This window comes from Amycolatopsis sp. NPDC003865, assembly GCF_053605345.1.
Genome location: NZ_JBSGJA010000006.1, coordinates 389,810 through 406,397, shown reverse-complemented (window position 1 = coordinate 406,397; position 16,588 = coordinate 389,810). Strand labels below are relative to the sequence as shown.

General features: G+C 70.7%; 18 protein-coding genes and 1 pseudogene. 13 read left to right on the top strand and 6 right to left on the bottom strand.

Going from position 1 to position 16,588, the window contains the following annotated elements; translation table 11 throughout:
• The first annotated feature begins 64 nt into the window (after positions 1-64).
• The 4 genes and pseudogenes from ACWEVP_RS17955 to ACWEVP_RS17940 all read left to right on the top strand — a co-directional run.
• Complete coding sequence (locus ACWEVP_RS17955; protein ID WP_452063633.1) at positions 65-559, top strand: transposase; 495 nt, start codon at positions 65-67, stop codon at positions 557-559.
• Between the two features lie 361 nt (positions 560-920).
• Positions 921-1,100 (top strand): hypothetical protein, encoded by a 180-nt coding sequence (locus ACWEVP_RS17950; RefSeq protein ID WP_452063632.1) that lies wholly within the window; start codon positions 921-923, stop codon positions 1,098-1,100.
• 264 nt (positions 1,101-1,364) lie between these two features.
• A complete protein-coding gene (locus ACWEVP_RS17945; RefSeq protein WP_452063631.1) occupies positions 1,365-1,478 on the top strand; it encodes an ANTAR domain-containing protein in 114 nt (37 codons plus the stop codon).
• A 260-nt stretch (positions 1,479-1,738) separates the two neighbouring features.
• A pseudogene (locus ACWEVP_RS17940) lies at positions 1,739-2,167 on the top strand (ATP-binding protein); the annotation flags it as partial.
• A gap of 102 nt (positions 2,168-2,269) precedes the next feature.
• On the opposite strand, the gene ACWEVP_RS17935 reads toward ACWEVP_RS17940, so the two are convergent.
• Positions 2,270-2,548 (bottom strand): hypothetical protein, encoded by a 279-nt coding sequence (locus ACWEVP_RS17935; protein ID WP_452063657.1) that lies wholly within the window; start codon positions 2,546-2,548, stop codon positions 2,270-2,272.
• 623 nt (positions 2,549-3,171) lie between these two features.
• Between ACWEVP_RS17935 and ACWEVP_RS17930 the strand changes: the two genes are divergently transcribed.
• Positions 3,172-3,489 (top strand): tetratricopeptide repeat protein, encoded by a 318-nt coding sequence (locus ACWEVP_RS17930; protein ID WP_452063630.1) that lies wholly within the window; start codon positions 3,172-3,174, stop codon positions 3,487-3,489.
• 978 nt (positions 3,490-4,467) lie between these two features.
• Here the strand turns inward: ACWEVP_RS17930 and ACWEVP_RS17925 are convergent.
• Positions 4,468-4,770: a DUF6355 family natural product biosynthesis protein gene (locus tag ACWEVP_RS17925; RefSeq protein WP_452063629.1), complete on the bottom strand. Its 303-nt coding sequence runs from the start codon at positions 4,768-4,770 to the stop codon at positions 4,468-4,470.
• Between the two features lie 342 nt (positions 4,771-5,112).
• Between ACWEVP_RS17925 and ACWEVP_RS17920 the strand changes: the two genes are divergently transcribed.
• Entirely contained in the window at positions 5,113-6,153 is a 1,041-nt protein-coding gene (locus ACWEVP_RS17920; RefSeq protein ID WP_452063628.1) for an ArsR/SmtB family transcription factor, read from the top strand.
• A gap of 127 nt (positions 6,154-6,280) precedes the next feature.
• Here ACWEVP_RS17920 and ACWEVP_RS17915 read toward each other — a convergent pair whose 3' ends face one another.
• Positions 6,281-6,649, bottom strand: a complete 369-nt coding sequence (locus ACWEVP_RS17915; RefSeq protein WP_452063627.1) for a hypothetical protein — start codon at positions 6,647-6,649, stop codon at positions 6,281-6,283.
• A 557-nt stretch (positions 6,650-7,206) separates the two neighbouring features.
• On the opposite strand from ACWEVP_RS17915, the gene ACWEVP_RS17910 reads away from it, so the two are divergent.
• From ACWEVP_RS17910 to ACWEVP_RS17900, 3 genes are all read left to right on the top strand, one after another.
• Positions 7,207-7,839 carry a TetR/AcrR family transcriptional regulator gene (locus ACWEVP_RS17910; protein WP_452063626.1) on the top strand — a complete coding sequence of 211 codons (633 nt, stop codon included), beginning with the start codon at positions 7,207-7,209 and terminating at the stop codon, positions 7,837-7,839.
• Positions 7,840-7,965: 126 nt separating this feature from the next.
• The gene (locus tag ACWEVP_RS17905) at positions 7,966-8,514 is read left to right on the top strand and encodes a DinB family protein (protein WP_452063625.1); all 549 of its coding nucleotides are present in this window, start codon (positions 7,966-7,968) and stop codon (positions 8,512-8,514) included.
• Positions 8,511-9,599: a winged helix DNA-binding domain-containing protein gene (locus ACWEVP_RS17900; protein WP_452063624.1), complete on the top strand. Its 1,089-nt coding sequence runs from the start codon at positions 8,511-8,513 to the stop codon at positions 9,597-9,599. Before ACWEVP_RS17905 ends, ACWEVP_RS17900 begins: the two co-directional genes overlap by 4 nt.
• Here the strand turns inward: ACWEVP_RS17900 and ACWEVP_RS17895 are convergent.
• The gene (locus ACWEVP_RS17895; RefSeq protein WP_452063623.1) at positions 9,596-10,552 is read right to left on the bottom strand and encodes a helix-turn-helix transcriptional regulator; all 957 of its coding nucleotides are present in this window, start codon (positions 10,550-10,552) and stop codon (positions 9,596-9,598) included. The genes ACWEVP_RS17900 and ACWEVP_RS17895 overlap by 4 nt on opposite strands.
• A gap of 111 nt (positions 10,553-10,663) precedes the next feature.
• On the opposite strand from ACWEVP_RS17895, the gene ACWEVP_RS17890 reads away from it, so the two are divergent.
• Positions 10,664-11,122 (top strand): nucleoside deaminase, encoded by a 459-nt coding sequence (locus ACWEVP_RS17890; RefSeq protein ID WP_400881582.1) that lies wholly within the window; start codon positions 10,664-10,666, stop codon positions 11,120-11,122.
• 21 nt (positions 11,123-11,143) lie between these two features.
• Positions 11,144-12,106 (top strand): isopenicillin N synthase family dioxygenase, encoded by a 963-nt coding sequence (locus ACWEVP_RS17885; RefSeq protein ID WP_452063622.1) that lies wholly within the window; start codon positions 11,144-11,146, stop codon positions 12,104-12,106.
• A gap of 6 nt (positions 12,107-12,112) precedes the next feature.
• On the opposite strand, the gene ACWEVP_RS17880 is transcribed toward ACWEVP_RS17885, so the two are convergent.
• The gene (locus ACWEVP_RS17880) at positions 12,113-13,384 is read right to left on the bottom strand and encodes a diguanylate cyclase (RefSeq protein WP_452063621.1); all 1,272 of its coding nucleotides are present in this window, start codon (positions 13,382-13,384) and stop codon (positions 12,113-12,115) included.
• A 229-nt stretch (positions 13,385-13,613) separates the two neighbouring features.
• Here ACWEVP_RS17880 and ACWEVP_RS17875 point away from each other — a divergent pair, with 229 nt between their 5' ends.
• Together ACWEVP_RS17875 and ACWEVP_RS17870 are read left to right on the top strand one after the other, a co-directional pair.
• Positions 13,614-14,573 (top strand): chitinase, encoded by a 960-nt coding sequence (locus tag ACWEVP_RS17875; RefSeq protein ID WP_452063620.1) that lies wholly within the window; start codon positions 13,614-13,616, stop codon positions 14,571-14,573.
• A gap of 145 nt (positions 14,574-14,718) precedes the next feature.
• Positions 14,719-16,092 (top strand): purine-cytosine permease family protein, encoded by a 1,374-nt coding sequence (locus tag ACWEVP_RS17870; protein ID WP_452063619.1) that lies wholly within the window; start codon positions 14,719-14,721, stop codon positions 16,090-16,092.
• Here ACWEVP_RS17870 and ACWEVP_RS17865 read toward each other — a convergent pair.
• A complete protein-coding gene (locus ACWEVP_RS17865; RefSeq protein WP_452063618.1) occupies positions 16,056-16,538 on the bottom strand; it encodes a hypothetical protein in 483 nt (160 codons plus the stop codon). The genes ACWEVP_RS17870 and ACWEVP_RS17865 overlap by 37 nt on opposite strands.
• Positions 16,539-16,588: the final 50 nt, after the last annotated feature.

Below are 16,588 nucleotides of genomic sequence, written 5' to 3'. Positions count from 1 at the left end.
CCACCCGCTACGACAAACTCGCCGTCCGCTACGAAGCCACCATCCACATCGCAGCTATCGACGAATGGCTCTGACCGACTTCGATACACGCCCTAAAGTCCACCATCTCGTTGACGGGAACGGCCGACCGTTGGTGACGTTGGTCGGTCCCGGTCAGGCAGGGGACTCCCCGATGTTCCCGCACTTGATGCGGCACCTGGCGGTCCGTCGGGTCGGGCATGGTCGAGCCCGGACCCGGCCTGAGCGTGTTCGAGGTGACAAGGCCTACTCCTCGCGGGCGATCCGCGGGCATCTGCGTGACCGCGGGATCGTCGCGGTGATCCCCGAGCCGGCTGATCAGGTCGGGCACCGCAAACGCCGCGGTTCCCGCGGCGGACGACCGCCCGCCTTCGATCCGGTCGATTACCGCGGCCGCAACGTCGTCGAACGCCGCTTCAACCTGCTCAAGCAATGGCGGGGCCTGGCCACTCGCTACGACAAGCTCGCCACCGTTTACCGATCAGCAGTCGTCCTTCACGCCGTGATCACCTGGACCAAACCATTGTCAGACACGCCCTAAGACTCCGGTTCAGGGCAGTGATGGCTCGGACAGTTGAACCCAGCCCGTGCCACCCCGCCCGTTGGAGAAGCAGATGAGCACATCACGAGAACCTTTGCCCCTGATACCCGACGGCTCGCCCGGTGTGGAGGCGTTCCCCACCGGTGCGCTCGTCGATGTGACCGGCGGCCGGTACCACCCCGGCCACGGAATCGTCGCCGACGTGAAACCCGATCTGCGTCCCGGCTCAGTGTGGGTAACCCTCACTGCACACGGCACCCGTCTGATCCCGGGCTACCGCCTACAGCTGCGCTGAACAGACGCACCTTGGCAAGTCACGCCACGATCGTCGAGACGGCCCAGGCGGTGAAAGGAGGCGCGATTGACCGAGATCGACGAGCAGACCGACGACCACTGGGAAGCCGATCGGGTCGCGTTCTGCGCGGAGCCGCCCGGTGCAGACTGGGACCGGTGCGGCGTGGCGGCGGACGGGCCACTCGCACGGCGATTCAGCACCCTCGCCGCGACTCTGCTGGACGCCGATAGCTGGAGGAGGCGATGAACCGGGTGGTGCACGCGGCCCTGCGAATCGTTCCCGGCGCCGACCTGGTCAGCATCACCGTGCGCGCCGCGAACGGGGAATTCCACACCGCTGCCTGGAGGCCGCCCGGCACGACGGACCCGGCCACAGCTTGACCGACGACCTCGCCAACTCACCGTCGTTCCCCGAGTTCGGGCCCCGCTCGGCGGCCATGGGATACGGTTCGCTGCTGGCCACCACGTTGCTCCCGGACCGCAAGTCCGACCTGCCGCGAACCGGCGCGGAGTGTCCGCCGACGAAGCGTTCGACATCCTCCGCCGAACCTCTCAAGAACTCAACGTCAAACTGGCCGAAGTCGCTCACACGCTCACGCAGCGACACCGCGAACTCGATCGATGACTGCGGCACTACCGGCACCGGACCGTGATCGGTTCCGGTGGCTCCGGTCGGACGACCGATCGGTGTGAATCTCGCACGAATGGGAAGCAACCGGCCAAGCCGCAGCCGGCCAGCCGGGATCCGAGTGCGAAGCGCAGCCTGGCCTGCCTCGCAAGCCGGTCAGACGCCGCCTCGACCACTGGCCACGCGGTCGACCTGGCACCGCGAACACCTCGTCGGAGGACGACGATTGAAGCCGACACGGCCGGGGTGACGCAGAAATGCAGCCGTCTTCAGCAGCGAGACGCCGGAGCCGGAAAGGCCGAGTCGTCATGCCCGATTCGAGCAGCACACGCAGCGCCGCTCCGCCGGTGTGGTCTCTGGACATGCGGGGAACCACCGCCCCGGCCCTCGTGGAGATCCGGCGCTGGGCCTCCCGCACCCTCACCCGGGTCGACGACGACCACCTGGGGGACGTTCTGCTGGTGACCACCGAACTGGTGACCAACGCCTACGACCACGGCCACGGCCCCCTGCAAGTGCGGATGAGTCATACCTCCGCGCCGTGCCGGGTCCGGATCGAAGTCGACGACAACAGCACCGTCCACCCCGTTCTCGCGACGTCATCGCCGGAACGGCCTGGTGGCCGGGGCATGCTCATCGTCGACAAGATCGCCCATGCCTGGGGGGTCATCGACCGCGCAGCCGGAAGCAAGACAGTGTGGGCGGACTCCGCCGGCGGCGAGCGAACCGGCCGTGCCATCGTCACCCCGAGCCGATACGGCACGTTGAGGCAGCCGGGCTGCGCGGCGTCAGGTCGGCCGTTCGGACAGCTCGCTTTCGAGGATCTCTGCGAGCTTCGCTTGCGCGCGGATCCACCGCCACCGCAGTGCGGCGAACAGCGCCACGAAGCCCGCGACCACGCTCACCACGAGCACGCCGGCGGGAGTGTCGGCGACCGGCACCGCGATCACGACGGCGAGCAGCCTCAGCAGCGGCCACCATCGCCACCGCTGCTCGCGCCCGTGCCGTGGACGATAGGCCACCATCCCGAACAGAGGCTGGCGCACGCTCATCTGATCGTCCTCCACGGTGTCGGGGTCACCTCGGCGGCGCGCGTGACAATACGTAGTCACACGTCCTCCGATTGTTCGCCAATCTCAACGATCGAGTTACTCCTGCACGCGCTAACCACACCTCCGTGTCACAGTGATCACCCGGGCGGATCAGCGACTCTCCGCCTGGGTAGTGCGATCGAGACAGCCGCGAGATGTAACGAATTCCAGCCGGGCCTCGAGCAGCGCACACGGCGACGGATAGCGCGGATCCCTCCGCCGGCGTGCGTCACCGGCAAGGCCCACACCGGGAGGCGGCGCGGACCGCCGCAGCCGGGCGAGTTCCCGGAGGCGAACGCCCCGGCGAAGGTTTCCCGGCGCGTCAGAAGGCTGCGAGGAAGTCCCCTTCGGACCTCGTCGAGTCTGGACATCCATAGCGGTTCATCGGTGTAGTTGGGGCGCCGTCAGGCCTTCGCCGCCCGGCGAGCGAGTGCTCACACGCAGAGCGATCACTGCGCCGATCGCGTGAATCGAGCGGGAGATCGGCCCTGACACCGTCGGTGCCTGCTACCCCACAACCGGGTCACCGCAGCGCCGACCGGCTGGCCCTTGACCACGCCATCCGAGCGGTCCGGCTGTGCCGCACGGCGGATCGGCCGGTGTGGGAAGCGCACGCCCTCAACGCAGCCGCCTGGCAGGCGGCCCGCCTGGGTGACCACCACACCGCCCGCAGCCACTGCGCCGCAGCGCTTTCCCTGCAGCGCAGGCACCACAACCCCACCGGGCAGGCGAACGCGCTGCGCACACTCGGTGACATCAGCCGGCTGACGGGACACGAGAACGAGGCGGTCGAGCAGTTCCACGCCTTGACGCTCTACCGCGAGCACGGCGCGACTGTCGCCGAGGCGGAAGTGGCCAGCCGGTTGAGCCACGCACGCAGGACCCCGACTACACCCACCCGGTGTGGCAGGAGCTGAGGTAAACATCATCGGCCCGGCGACCCGATCAGACGGCAGCGACTCGGCCGGTCTCCTGGCAACCGAATGAACGGCGCCGGTAGGCACCGGTCGCCGTGGATTCCGAGCTGCACGGACGCAGCACGGACCCCGGAGCGGGCTGTTGACCGCCGTGGCCGCAGGCGCCCGCCAACGTCGTGGTTTCGGTGAATGTGTCGGCCGCTTCCACAACCCTTTCCGACGCGACCGTCGCGTTCCCGCTCAAGCGGCTCACTGCGGTCCCCCAGCCGGGAACACCGCACTGATGCCTGAAAGCTTGCTCCCCGCCGCCCGCGCACGGCTGGCTGCCACCCCGTCCGCCTTAACGCGCGCTCCACACCGGGTGCCCCACCGGCGCTTGCAGCGGTGACTCACAACCGGCACCGGACCAGCGCCGCAAGATGCGGTGGAACGCCTGCGACCAGTTTCAAACTCAGCCGAAACCGCCTTTGAGGTTTCTTTCAGCCCATGACGCCAGGCTGTCGGCAGTCCCGTGAGGAGCATGAGGGAAGCCGCGAGGTGTTCTCCCGGGTCCCGCAGTTGCCTGCAGCCACCTGGAGGTCTTCTTTGATCGCACGACGACTATCGGGCACCATCGCCGCCGCGATGCCGGCCCCGTTCGGTCGTGACAGTGGTCGGTTCGACGGCTGCGCACGCAGATGCCCGGAACGACATCCGGGAGGGGTATGTGGGCAAGGTCGTCGCCATCGGCGGCTGGGCCATCGCGAACTGACCGCCGGTGCCGGCCGACCGGGGGCAGCTCCCCACTCTCGTTCGTCACCGCTGTTCGGAATGGTCGCCGGGCAAATCGCGGTCGCGCCGGCCCTGACGAAGCGCCCGGTTCCCGGAACCCGTTTACGGCGTCGTGATACGTTTCCTCTGGAAACGCACTCTCGGAATACAGAAAACCGGCCGGGTCCGTGCACCAACTGGTGTACGAAACCGGCCGGTTCCGCGGAATCAGCAGAGGTTGCCGGTGTACCAGGCGTTGGTCGCGTTGTAGCCCAGCTTGGTGATGCCCGGGGTCACGCACTTGAATTCGTCGGATCCGACGATGTAGGTGACCTGGATCTGGACGTTGGTCGAACCGCAGTGGTTGTAATAGCTGAGCAACCCCTGTTCGTAATACCCGCAGACAGCCGCCGTACCGGCCGGGCTCTGCTCGGTGGCGGACGCCGGGGCGGACGTGCCGAGGAGCAGGGCTCCCGCGGTGGCCGCGACCGCAGTGGCGGCGCCGATCTTGGCCGCAATCGTCTTGAGCATAGGGGTACTTCCTCCAGTTTTCGCCAGTGGGTCGAACTGCCGGAATCGGCCGGACGACCGAAATTTACGACCACCGGACACCGCGGGCAACCACCTTCACGCAAGACTGAAACCGAGCGCTCGGCCCAGGTCCTCCACCCCGCCGGCCGGGCATGGTTCGACCGTTTGGAGCATTGGGCACTCGAGGCCGGGCTACCTCACGATGCAACCGGTCCGAGCCGTTCCTTCCTCGATACGAACTTGTCAATTTGCGCGAATTCGCCTAACTTGACCCTTTAACAAGGCAAAGTCCGTGACGACAGGCGCACAAACGTCACATTGCATACCCGGGGGGCAGAACAATTGCTGCGCATTCATTTCACCGCAGACGATCTGGCACGCATCCAAGTGCACCAGGAACCGCACCCATTGTGGGAAGTACTCCTGAGCCTGCACCAACTACAGACACAGGAAGGAAACCACGTTTTCGAAGATTGGCGCCGCGAAACGAAAGCCAGCTTGCCAGCGTCGACCGCCATATTGACGGCGCTCGCCCGGCCGAAGGGATATTCGCCTGACTTCCTCACGCCGCCGACCACGGCCTACGACCTCGAAACGACTCTTGACCAGCTGGTGGAGACCGACGCGCGCGACCTCCGTGCGGATCTCACGATGCTGGCCAGGGAAACCCGGCTCCCCCGGTGGGCGCACAGCATGGCTCGCGGCGACCGAAAACCCCTGCCGCTGCTGGCGGACCACATTCGCGAGTACCACAGCACCGCGCTCGCGCCGTACTGGCCGGCCATCCGGGCGCACATCCACACCAGCCGGGAGCACGTTGCCGAGCTGCTGGTCTCGTGCGGGATCGAGGGCGTGCTGCGCGAACTGTTCGGCGATTCGACCTGGCGGGACAACACACTCCACGTTCCCTACCCGGCGGACCAGGACCTGCGCCTCCAAGGCCGCGGCCTCGCCCTCATCCCCTCGTTCTTCTGCTGGCGCCGTCCCATCACGCTGGCCAGCGCACGTGCGGCGCCCGTGCTGGTCTACCCCGTGCGGCACGCCCCCGGCTGGTTTTCCGCGCTCTCGCGCGGGACCTCCGCGCCGCCGTCGCTCGAAAAGCTCATGGGGCACACCAGGGCGACCATTCTTTCCGTCCTCGGCGGAAGCTGCGGACTGAACACCACCGAGCTGGCCGGCGCGGTCCACACCTCGCTCGCCAGTGCCTCCCAGCACGCCACCGCGCTGCGGGACGCCGGGCTCATCACCACCGTCCGGCTGACCTCGGGTGCAGTGCACAAGGTGTCGCAGCTCGGGGCGAAGCTCCTGGCGAACTCGTTCGTGCAAATCGAGACCCGGCCCGGGGAAAGCGGTTCCCCGCAGGAGATCCACTGCGTCAGGTAAGGCCCTGGCATCCCGGCCGTCCACCCGCGGCCTGCGGACCCAGCGGCACGAGCGAGGGACAGCAGGATGACCTCGTGGACGCACGTCCTGGCCATCGCGGTCGGAGCCGCCGCTCGGGTGGCGATGTCTACGCCCACTTCGGCTCGCTTCTGGGGTACGAGCTCACCTCCACACCGCACTGCGCCTCGGCCTCGTCGAGCGCGCATCCGAGCCGATCGCCGGCGACGAGGCCGACATCGTCCTCGTCGCCGGCGGCGGCGAATTCGTCGCCACGTGCGATGCCTCGAGCGACGAAACCCGCCAGTCGTCGGTCTCCTGCCCCTTGCAGCTCGGTGGTCGCGACGCAACGCGTCTTCGTGATGTCGAGTACGCTCAGAGCTGGCAGCCCGCGGCAACCGCGTTCCTCGTGCGTCGCGCCGGAATTGTCGGAGGCCGGGCGTAGGGTCGTGCGCAACATCGGCCTGAAGAGGAGAGCCAAGATGGCCGGCAGCGGCATCGACAAGCAGGGAATCAGGAAGATGCAGCGAGAGCTCGAGAAGGAGTTCGCGAAACACCCGATCCGCATCCCGGTCGAGATGCAGACGCCCGATCTCCCTCCAATTGGGACAGGACCCACGCCGAACCGGCGAGCGGACCAGAATGGCTGCTCGACTACGGCCTCATCCCGCTCGGCAACACGATCGAACGTCGTTGGATGACGGAGCCATCCTGGCATCCCGTATCAGCCTGAGCGTAGATGCCGTCGCACTGCGGCGGAGCGGAGCCATCGGGTCCTCGGTGGTAAGACCGGCCAATGCTGGTGGCTCTCGGCGACGTGCCCGACGGATGACCGCTCGGCGGGAGGTAGCCGGCGGCCAGAGCATCGCGACGGAGGCGCAGCGGATTGGGACGGTCACACCCTGCGACGGCGACGCGAGGTGCCCCGGGTGAGGATCTTCGGTATGTCATCCCCGTTTACGGGATGGTTCCCGCAGATCCTCAGGTTAGCGCCCGCTTACAATGGGCACGACCACAGCCGGCCATCCCCGGCGGTGCGGTTGGGAGGATCACCGGATGACGATGTCGCTGTCGGCCGATCTGTGGCCGGACGTGCAGCCCGAGACCGCTCGCCGGTTGATGCTGGCCGGGGTGGAAGCCTTCGCCAAGCGCGGGTACCACGCCACCACCACGCGGGACATCGCCGGAGCCGCCGGGATGAGCCCCGCCGCTCTCTACGTGCACTTCCCCTCCAAGGCCGCGCTGCTCTTCGCCATCAGCCGGTACGGCCACGAGCAGACCCTCGCGCTCGTCGAGAACGTCGTCGCGAAGGAGTCCGATCCCGTCGAACGGATCCGGCTCATCGTCGAGGACTTCGTCGCCTGGCACGCACGGCGCCACACCGTCGCCCGGGTCGTCCAGTACGAGCTGCAGGCCCTGCCCGAGCAGGAGTTCGCCGTGGTCGCCGAGCTGCGGCGGCGCATCGAGCGGATCGTCCGCGAGGTCATCGCCGACGGCGTCGAGGACGGCGTCTTCACGGTGTCCGACCCGCACATCTCGGCCCGCGCGGTGCTCTCCCTCGGCGTGGACGTCGCCCGCTGGTACACCGAGCGCGCCCGCCAGACCCCGGCCGCGCTCGGCAAGGAGTACGGCGGCCTCGTGCTGCGCATGCTCGGCGTGCCGCAGCCGGGTGCGCTGGTCACCGGCTGAGCGACCGTAGTGCGGACGCTCGCGAGCGAGCCCCGCCCGGCCGAGGCGCGAGACGATGGGTGAGCGCACTCGATCGTGTCCCGATAGCGGACACTCCCTGTCCGCCATCTCTGACACGCTGGTCGCATGAGCACCGAACGCGAAGACCTCGTCGCCGAGCCGGCGACCGCCCGGGCCACCCTGCTCACCACCACCGAAGGCCTCACCGACGAACAGGCCGGCGCCACCCCGACCGTCAGCGCTCTCTGCCTCGGCGGACTCGTCAAACACGTCGCCTCGATGGAAGAGAACTGGCTGCGCTTCGCCGTCGAAGGGCCGTCGGCCATGCGGTTCGACCTCCCCGACGGCGTGACCTGGGCGGACCTGGCCGCCGGGACCGCGCGCGAGTACCCGCAGTGGGCCATCGACCACCAGAACGAATTCACCATGCAGCCCGGCGACACCCTCGCCGCCGTGAAGGCGCGCTACGAAGACGTCGCCAAGCGCAGCGAAGACGTCATCCGCACGGTGCCCGACCTGTCCGTGCGGCACCCGCTGCCCGACGCGCCGTGGAACCGGCCGGGAACCGAATGGACCGTGCGGCGGGCCGTCCTGCACGTCATCGCCGAGACCGTGCAGCACGCCGGGCACGCCGACATCCTTCGCGAGACCCTCGACGGGCAGAAGTCGACGTGACCGTCCTCGGCACCCAAGCCCTCAACCGCGCGACGCTCGCCCGGCAGCTCCTGCTCGACCGCGCCGGCCTCGCCGTGCACGACGCCGTCGCGCACCTCGGCGGCCTGCAGGCGCAGGAACCGCAGGAACCGTTCACCGGGCTGTGGTCGCGGTTGCGCGGCTTCGACCCGGCCGAGCTGTCGGACCTGCTCACCGGCCGCCGCGTGGTGCGGACGCACCTGATGCGCCGGACCGTCCACCTGGTCACCGCCGACGACGTCCTGGCCTGGCGGACGCGCTTCGACGCCATGCTGCGCCAGCGCGTCCTCGGCGTGTACCGCCGCGAACTCGACGGCGTCGACCTCGACGAGCTCGCGAAGGCGGGCCGGAAGGTGCTGGCCGACGGCGAGCCGCGGTCGATGGGCGAGCTCGCGCGGGCGGTCGCGGACCGGTGGCCGTCCGCCGGCACGCGGCCGCTCGGCGAGATGCTGGTCGCCGCGCTGATCCCGGTCGCGCAGCTGCCGCCGCGAGGCCTGTGGCGCGTCAAAGCCGGGGTGCGGAACCTGCCGTTGACGGCGTGGCTGGGCCGCGACGTCGACCCGCTCGACGCCGGCGACGCGGTCGGGCGGGCGCTGGTGCGGCGCTACCTGGCGGCGTACGGCCCGGCGGCGACGGCGGACCTGCGCGCGTGGTCCGGCCTGGCCGGGCTGCCCGCGGCGGTGAAAGCCGTGCGCGAGGAGCTGGTGGCCTTCCGCGACGAACGCGGCCGCGAGCTGCTCGACCTGCCGGACGCGCCGCGCCCCGACCCGGGCACGCCCGCGCCCGTGCGGTTCCTGCCGGCCTTCGACAACGCGATCCTCGGCTTCGACGACCGGACCCGCGTCATCGACGACGCCCACCGCGGGCTCTCCGTGGCCGGCGAGCGGGTCGTGCTCGTGGACGGCCGGGTGTCGGCGACGTGGACGGTCGACAACGGCACCGTCACCGTGCGGCCGCTGCGAAAACTGACCGGGACCGAACGCCGTGAAGTCACCGGGGAAGGCGGCGAGCTGGCGGCCTTCTTGTCCGACGGCGAAAGCGATCGCGTCCGGCTCGAAGCGGGTTAGCCGACCGCGCGGGCGAAGCGCTCGGCCACCTCCCGCAGCCGCTCCACCAGCCCCGGCGGGGCTTCCTCCACCACGAAGTCGTACCCCCACTGCGCCAGGTAGTACGGCACCGTGTCCAGGGTGTTCGCCCCGGTCCGGACCCGGCAGCTGTGCTCGTCGATCGGCTCCACCGCGCCGGTCGTCGGCGGGACCCGTCCCGCCAGTACCGACGCCGGCGCCGCGACGCGCAGCACCAGCTGGTGGGCGTACGGCGCCGACGAGATCTGGCGCGACACGTACGCCGCCAGGTCCTCGGCCGGCGGCTCGCGGGGCGTGAACCGGAAGCTCGGCGCCGGCACCCCCGCGATCCGGTCCACGCGGAACGTGCGCCAGCCGGCCCGGTCCAGGTCGTAGGCGACCAGGTACCAGCGCCGTCCCGTGTGGACCAGCCGCAGCGGCTCGACCGACCGCTCCGACTCCGTGCCGGCGTGGTCGCCGTAGGCGAAGCGCAGCCGCTCGTGGTCGCGGCAGGCCGCCGCGATCGCCGTCAGCACCGACGCGTCCACCACCGGGCCGCCGCCCGGGAGCGACACCGTCGCCGCGCCCAGGGCACCCACCCGCGGCCGCAGCCGCGCCGGGAGCACCTGCTCCAGCTTCGCCAGCGCGCGCACCGACGTCTCCTCGATGCCGCTGACCGTGCCGTTCGCCGCCGTGCGCAGGCCGACCGCCACCGCGACCGCCTCGTCGTCGTCCAGCAGCAACGGCGGCAGCGCGGCACCCGCGCCGAGCCGGTAGCCGCCGGCGACGCCGGGCGTCGCGTGCACCGGGTAGCCCAGGGACCGCAGGCGCTCGACGTCACGGCGGATCGTGCGGACGTCGACCTCGAGCCGCGACGCGAGGTCCGCGCCCGGCCAGTCGCGGCGGGCCTGCAGCAGCGACAGCAGCCTGAGCAGGCGTTCCGATGTCCCGTACATGGGACGCAGTGTGCCAGACATCGAGGACAGCTTCCGTCCGCGATCTGCCGGATGGTGCAGTTGAATCGTCAAACACTTGCCACGGACCGGGTCGGCCGGAAAGAGTGACGCATGCCGATCGACCCGGACGCCCTGCTGGCTGTCGCCCGTGAAGAAGCCGAGCTGGGCAAAGCCGAGGGTGGCGTGCCGATCGGGGCCGCGCTGTTCGACACCGCGGGCACGCTGCTGGGCCGCGGGCACAACCGGCGCGTGCAGGACGACGATCCGTCGATGCACGCGGAGACCTCGGCCTTCCGCAACGCCGGCCGCCGCCCGCACTACCGCGACACGATCATGGTCACGACGCTTTCGCCGTGCTGGTACTGCTCCGGGCTCGTCCGTCAGTTCGGGATCGGGCGCGTCATCATCGGCGAGGCGGCGACGTTCCACGGCGGGCACGACTGGCTGGCCGGGCTCGGCGTGGAGATCACCCTGCTCGACGACCCCGCGTGCACCGCGCTGATGACGGAGTTCATCGCCGCGCGCCCGGACCTGTGGTTCGAAGACATCGGGGTCGAAAAGTCCGAATAGGACAGTGCTTGAGGAGCCGGTATGCCGTCAACCGTTCCGCTCGTGGACCTCTCACCGTGGTTCGCGGGCACGTCCGAGGGCCGGGCCGAAGTGGCGACGCGGATCGACGCGGCGCTGCGGGAGTCCGGGTTCCTGCTGGTCACCGGGCACGGCGTGCCCGACGACCTGCGCCGCCGGACGCGTGAGCTGGCGCGGGAGTTCTTCGCGCTGCCCGAGGACGTCAAGCAGCGCTACGCCGTCACCGTCGGCGGCCGCGGCTGGCTGCCGCCGGGCGTCGAGGCGAACGGTTACGCCGAGGGCACCGAGACCCCGCCGGACCTGAAGGAGTCGTTCTCCGCGGGCGCGGACCTCGGCGTCGGCGTCGCCGAGGTCGACGGGTTCTGGTTCCAGCCCAACGTCTGGCCGGTCGAGGTCCCGGGCCTCGCCGAGACGGCGACGGAGTACATGCGCCGGATGCGCGCGCTGTCCGACCACCTCCTCGAGATCTTCGCCGCGGCGCTCGGCCTGGCCGAGAGCCACTTCACGCGGCACACCGCGCACCCGACCTACACGTTCAACATCAACTGGTACCCGCCGATGACCCACGTCGGCGCGCCGGCGCCGGAGCAGTTCCGGATCGGGCCGCACACCGACTTCGGCACGGTGACGGTGCTCGACCGCCAGGCCGGCCTCGGCGGCCTGCAGGTCTACACCGCCGACGGCGAGTGGGAGGACGCGCCGTTCCACCCCGACGCCTTCACGGTCAACATCGGCGACCTGATGGCCCGCTGGACGGGCGATCGCTGGCGGTCGACGCGGCACCGCGTCCTCCCGCCCGCGGCCGCCGCCCCGGACGAGGACCTGGTGTCGCTGATCTTCTTCTACGAGACCGACCACGACGCGCGGATCACGTCGCTGGCCCCGCCGCTGGGCCGGACGACGTACCCGGAAGTGATCGCGTCGGACTACCTCCGCGAAAAGCTGACCGCGATCACCGTCGCCTGAGGCACTTCACGACCCCGGTTCGGCGCAGATCGTCCGGTTGCGGCCGGCCGCCTTCGCGCGCAGCACCGCCGCTTCCGCCGCCCGCAGCGCGTCCGCCAGCTCCGCTCCGGGCGCGCAGCCCGCGACGCCGATCGACACGGTCACGCCGACGAACTGGGGGCCGTCGCCGGAAGCCTTCAGCGCCACCAAGGTCGAGGCCACGCGCAGCCGGATCCGCTCGGCGATCGCCATGGCGTCGAAGCGGCCGGTGCCGGGCAGCAGCACCGCGAACTCTTCGCCGCCGGACCGGCCCACGAGGTCCGCGGCCCGGACCTCGTCGCGCAGCGTGTCGGCGACCGCGCGCAGGACGGCGTCGCCGACCCGGGCGCCGTAGCGGTCGTTGAGCTGGTGGAAGTGGTCGAGGTCGAGCACCAGCACCGCCTGTCCGGGGCCGTGGCGGCCGAGCCGGTCCAGTTCGGCTTCGGCGGCGCCGCGCCAGGACGCGGCGGTCAGCACGCCCGTGCCGGGGTCGAGGGTGACGTGGTCGCGGCGGCCGTGGCCGAGCCCGCCGCGGTGCAGCACGACGGTGGCGCCGGCCAGCAGCGGAACCAGCAGGGGCGCGGACTCGACGGCCCAGGCGAGGGGCAGGGCCGACGCCGTCATCGCGGCGTCGAAGGCGTGGCCGGGAAGGGCGGCACGGAGCCGGCGGGGGCCGTCGGCGGCGGTGACGAGCGCGGCGTTCACCGCCAGGAACACCACCCCGGCGAGGGTCAGCAGGGCGACGGTGCGGGCGTCGAGGACCTCGCCGAACGGGCGGACACCGGTCGCGGTGAGGAACGCGCCGGCGACGAGACCGGCCAGCGCCGTCGCCGCGGCGCCGAACACCTGCCGGTAGCCGGGTCTTCTGCGCACCCGGAACCACTGGTGCAGCGCGGAGAGCACGACCAGTGCGACGGCGAACCCCGGCCGGAGCACGAGCACCCCGGCGAAGATCCACGGCGTGTCGACGCCGGGGCCGAGGAGGGTGTCCTCGCGGTGGCGCTCCACGGTCCTGGCGAGCTCGGCCGAGCCGAGCATGCCGGCCAGGAGCACCGCGAACGGCGTGAGCATGGCGGCGAGCGGCGGGAACCGGACGGCGGCCAGCACGGCGGCGGCGACGGCGAGGACGTCGATGGTGACGAGGTAGAGGACCTGGCCGCGGCGCGGCAGCCGCCACAGCGCCCAGCGCCGCGGCACGACGGCGGGCAGGAACCGGCCAGGGCGGCGCCCTCCGCCGGCGGCGACCGAATCCCCCACCATTTCGGCAAAGTAGCCGGAATGGCGGGCGGTGTCACTCCGCCTTCAGGGGAATCTCACACCACCGACACACCGGAGCCGTGCGCGCACCGTAAGTCATATTTCCGACCTCGGAAGGGTTGACACGCAACATTGGTCTAGTCCACTGTGTGGTGGCACACACCGCTCCTCCCGGGTTGATCCCGCCGCCTCAAACCGGAGGTGCTCCACCTTGCAACATTGGAGGACCCCCATGCACCCAGTGCGCCGTCTGGTGACCCTCGCGCTCGCGGCCGGTGCCGCGATGGCGACGGCGGTCGGGCTCGCCCCGCAGGCCATGGCCGCGGTCGACCCGGTGCTCGCATCCCCGTACCTGTACCAGTGGGGCGGGCAGACCAGCCCGACCGCGGCGATGTCCGCGACCGGCGTGAAAGCGTTTACCCTCGCGTTCGTCCTGTCGGACGGCACCTGCAACCCGAAGTGGGACGGCAGCCGGTCGCTGACCGGCTCCGACAAGACGATGATCCAGAACATCCGCAACGCGGGCGGGGACGTGATCCCCTCCTTCGGCGGCTGGTCCGGCACGAAGCTGGGTTCGAAGTGCACGTCGGCCTCGGCGCTGGCGGGCGCGTACCAGAAGGTGATCGACGCCTACGGCCTCAAGGCGATCGACCTCGACATCGAGAACACCGACGAGTTCCAGAACAACACGGTCCAGGACCGCATCCTGGGCGCGGTCAAGCTGACCAAGCAGAAGAACCCCAACCTGAAGGTCGTCATCACCATCGGCACCACCACGACCGGCCCCGACTCGTGGGGCAAGCGGCTGATCAACCAGGCCAAGGCGATCGGCGCGCCGGTCGACGTCTGGTCGGTCATGCCGTTCGACTTCTCCAGCGGCGGTGACATGGCCGCCCTGACGAAGTCCGCGGTCGACGGGCTGAAGAACCAGCTCAAGACGACGTTCGGCTGGAACGACGACACCGCCTACCGGCACAGTGGCCTCTCCTCGATGAACGGCAAGACCGACAACGCGGGCGAGACCGTCACGGTGGCGAACTTCAACTCCATCCGCAGCTACGCGACGAGCCACCACCTGGCCCGCTTCACGTTCTGGGCCACCAACCGCGACTGCAGCGGCGGCGGCGAGTGCAGCGGCATCACGCAGGACAAGTACGCGTTCACGAAGATCGTCGCCGGGTACGCCGGCTGACGCGAGACCCGTAGTGGGGCTGTCGGAGGCCCTCTCACCGGCATCGGGGCCGGTGAGAGGGCCTTCGCCGGGTACCGGGCCCGTCCCGGTGACCGGGACGGAAAACCGTCACACCGCGGAAATCTTCGTCGCCTACCGTCTTCGCATGACGAGCACCGAGCACCCCTCCTACGGCGACAAGGTCGTCGCGGTCGAGCCCGGCGGGGTCGAGCCCGTCGCCGACGCCGACCGGCACGGCACCCCCCGGCAGCTCGCGTGGACGTGGGCCTCCCCCAACCTCGAGTTCGCCACCGTCTTCGTCGGCGTCCTCGCCGTCACCGCCTTCGGGCTCTCCTTCACCCAGGCCGCGCTCGCCGCGGTCGTCGGCAACGGGCTCGGCGCCGTGGCCCACGGCGTCCTCAGCGCCCGCGGTCCGCGCTACGGCGTGCCGCAGATGGTGCTCGGGCGGGCCGCGTTCGGCTACCGCGGGAACCTGCTGCCCGCCGCGCTCATGTCGGTCATGGCCGGGATCGGCTGGTTCGCCGTCAACAGCGTGAGCGGCGCCTTCGCGCTCGCCAGTCTCACCGGGCTGCCGACGCTCGCCTGCCTCGTGCTCATCGTCGCGCTGCAGATCGTCATCGCCTTCTTCGGGCACAACCTCGTGCAGGCGTACGAGAAGTACGTCTTCGCCGTCCTGGCCGTCGTGTTCGCCGTCGCGAGCGTGGTCGTCTTCGGGCAGGCGGGCGCCACCACCAACTCCGGCAGCGTCGGCGGCTTCCTGCTCGCCGTCGGGACGGCGTTCGGCTACACCGCCGGGTGGAACCCCTACGCCGCCGACTACACGCGCTACCTGCCGAAAACCGCGTCACCGCGCGCGATCGGGCTCTACGCCGGCGGTGGCCTGTTCCTGTCGACGACCGTCCTGATGCTCGTCGGCGCCGCCTCGACGACCATCGCGGGCCCGGCCGACGACAACCCCACGACGGCGTTCACCGGGCACCTGCCCGGTTTCCTGGCCGCCGCGACGCTGCTGGCGATCGCGCTCGGCGCCGTCGCCGCGAACGTCCTCAACGTCTACTCGGGCGCGCTCGCCTTCCTCGCGCTCGGCGTCCGGCTGCCGCTGGCCTGGCGCCGCGCCGCGGTCGCGCTGGCGTTCGGCGCGGTCGGGTTCGTGCTGGCCTGGCTCGGGCTCGCCGACGCCGGGCACGCGTACGAGAACTTCCTGCTCGTGATCGCCTACTGGATCGGGCCGTGGCTCGGCGTGCTGCTGGCCGACCACCACCTGCGCCGCGGCACGGAGTTCGGCGACCTGCTCGCTGACAAGGGCCACCGCAACGTCGCCGGGTTCACCGCGTTCCTCGTTGGCCTGGTGGTGTCCGTCGGGCTGTTCGCGAACCAGGCGCTCTACACCGCGCCGATCCCGAAGGCGGTGCCCGGCACCGGCGACCTGACCTTCGCCGCCGGGTTCGTGCTCGCCGCCGGCACGTACCTCCTGCTTTCCCGTCAGCGCACCGGCGTGCCGTCGCGACGGCAGCCGTAGGGCGAGCAGCCGCCCCAGTCCCAGGTGGGCGACGGCAGCGTGACCGTGGTCGTCGGGGACGGCGGCAGCTCGACCGTCACCGTCGGGGTCGGAGTCGGCGTCTTGCGCGCGTGCATCACCACCGGGGACGGCGTGGTCGTGCTCGTCGGCAGGGCGACCGCGGTCGACGTCGGGACGCCGGTGGCCGGCTGCAGCTGCGGGAACTGCGTGGTCCCCGGAACGGGCTCGGGCCGCGACGCCAGGACGACCACCAGGCCGCCCAGGACCACCAGCACCGCCGACGCCAGCGCGAGCCGGCCCGCCGCGCCGCGCGGCTCTTCACCGGGGTCGCGCCGGGTCGCCGACTCGGCCGAGCGCGAGCCCGGTCGCCGCGGGCGCACCCCGGCCTGCTGCAGCAGTTCGTCGACCGAGACCCGGTCCCGCCGCCTGCGCGCCCTGCGCGTCATGCACGACCTCCACCCCATGACTGATCCGGGTGGATAGTAGAAAGCCGCGC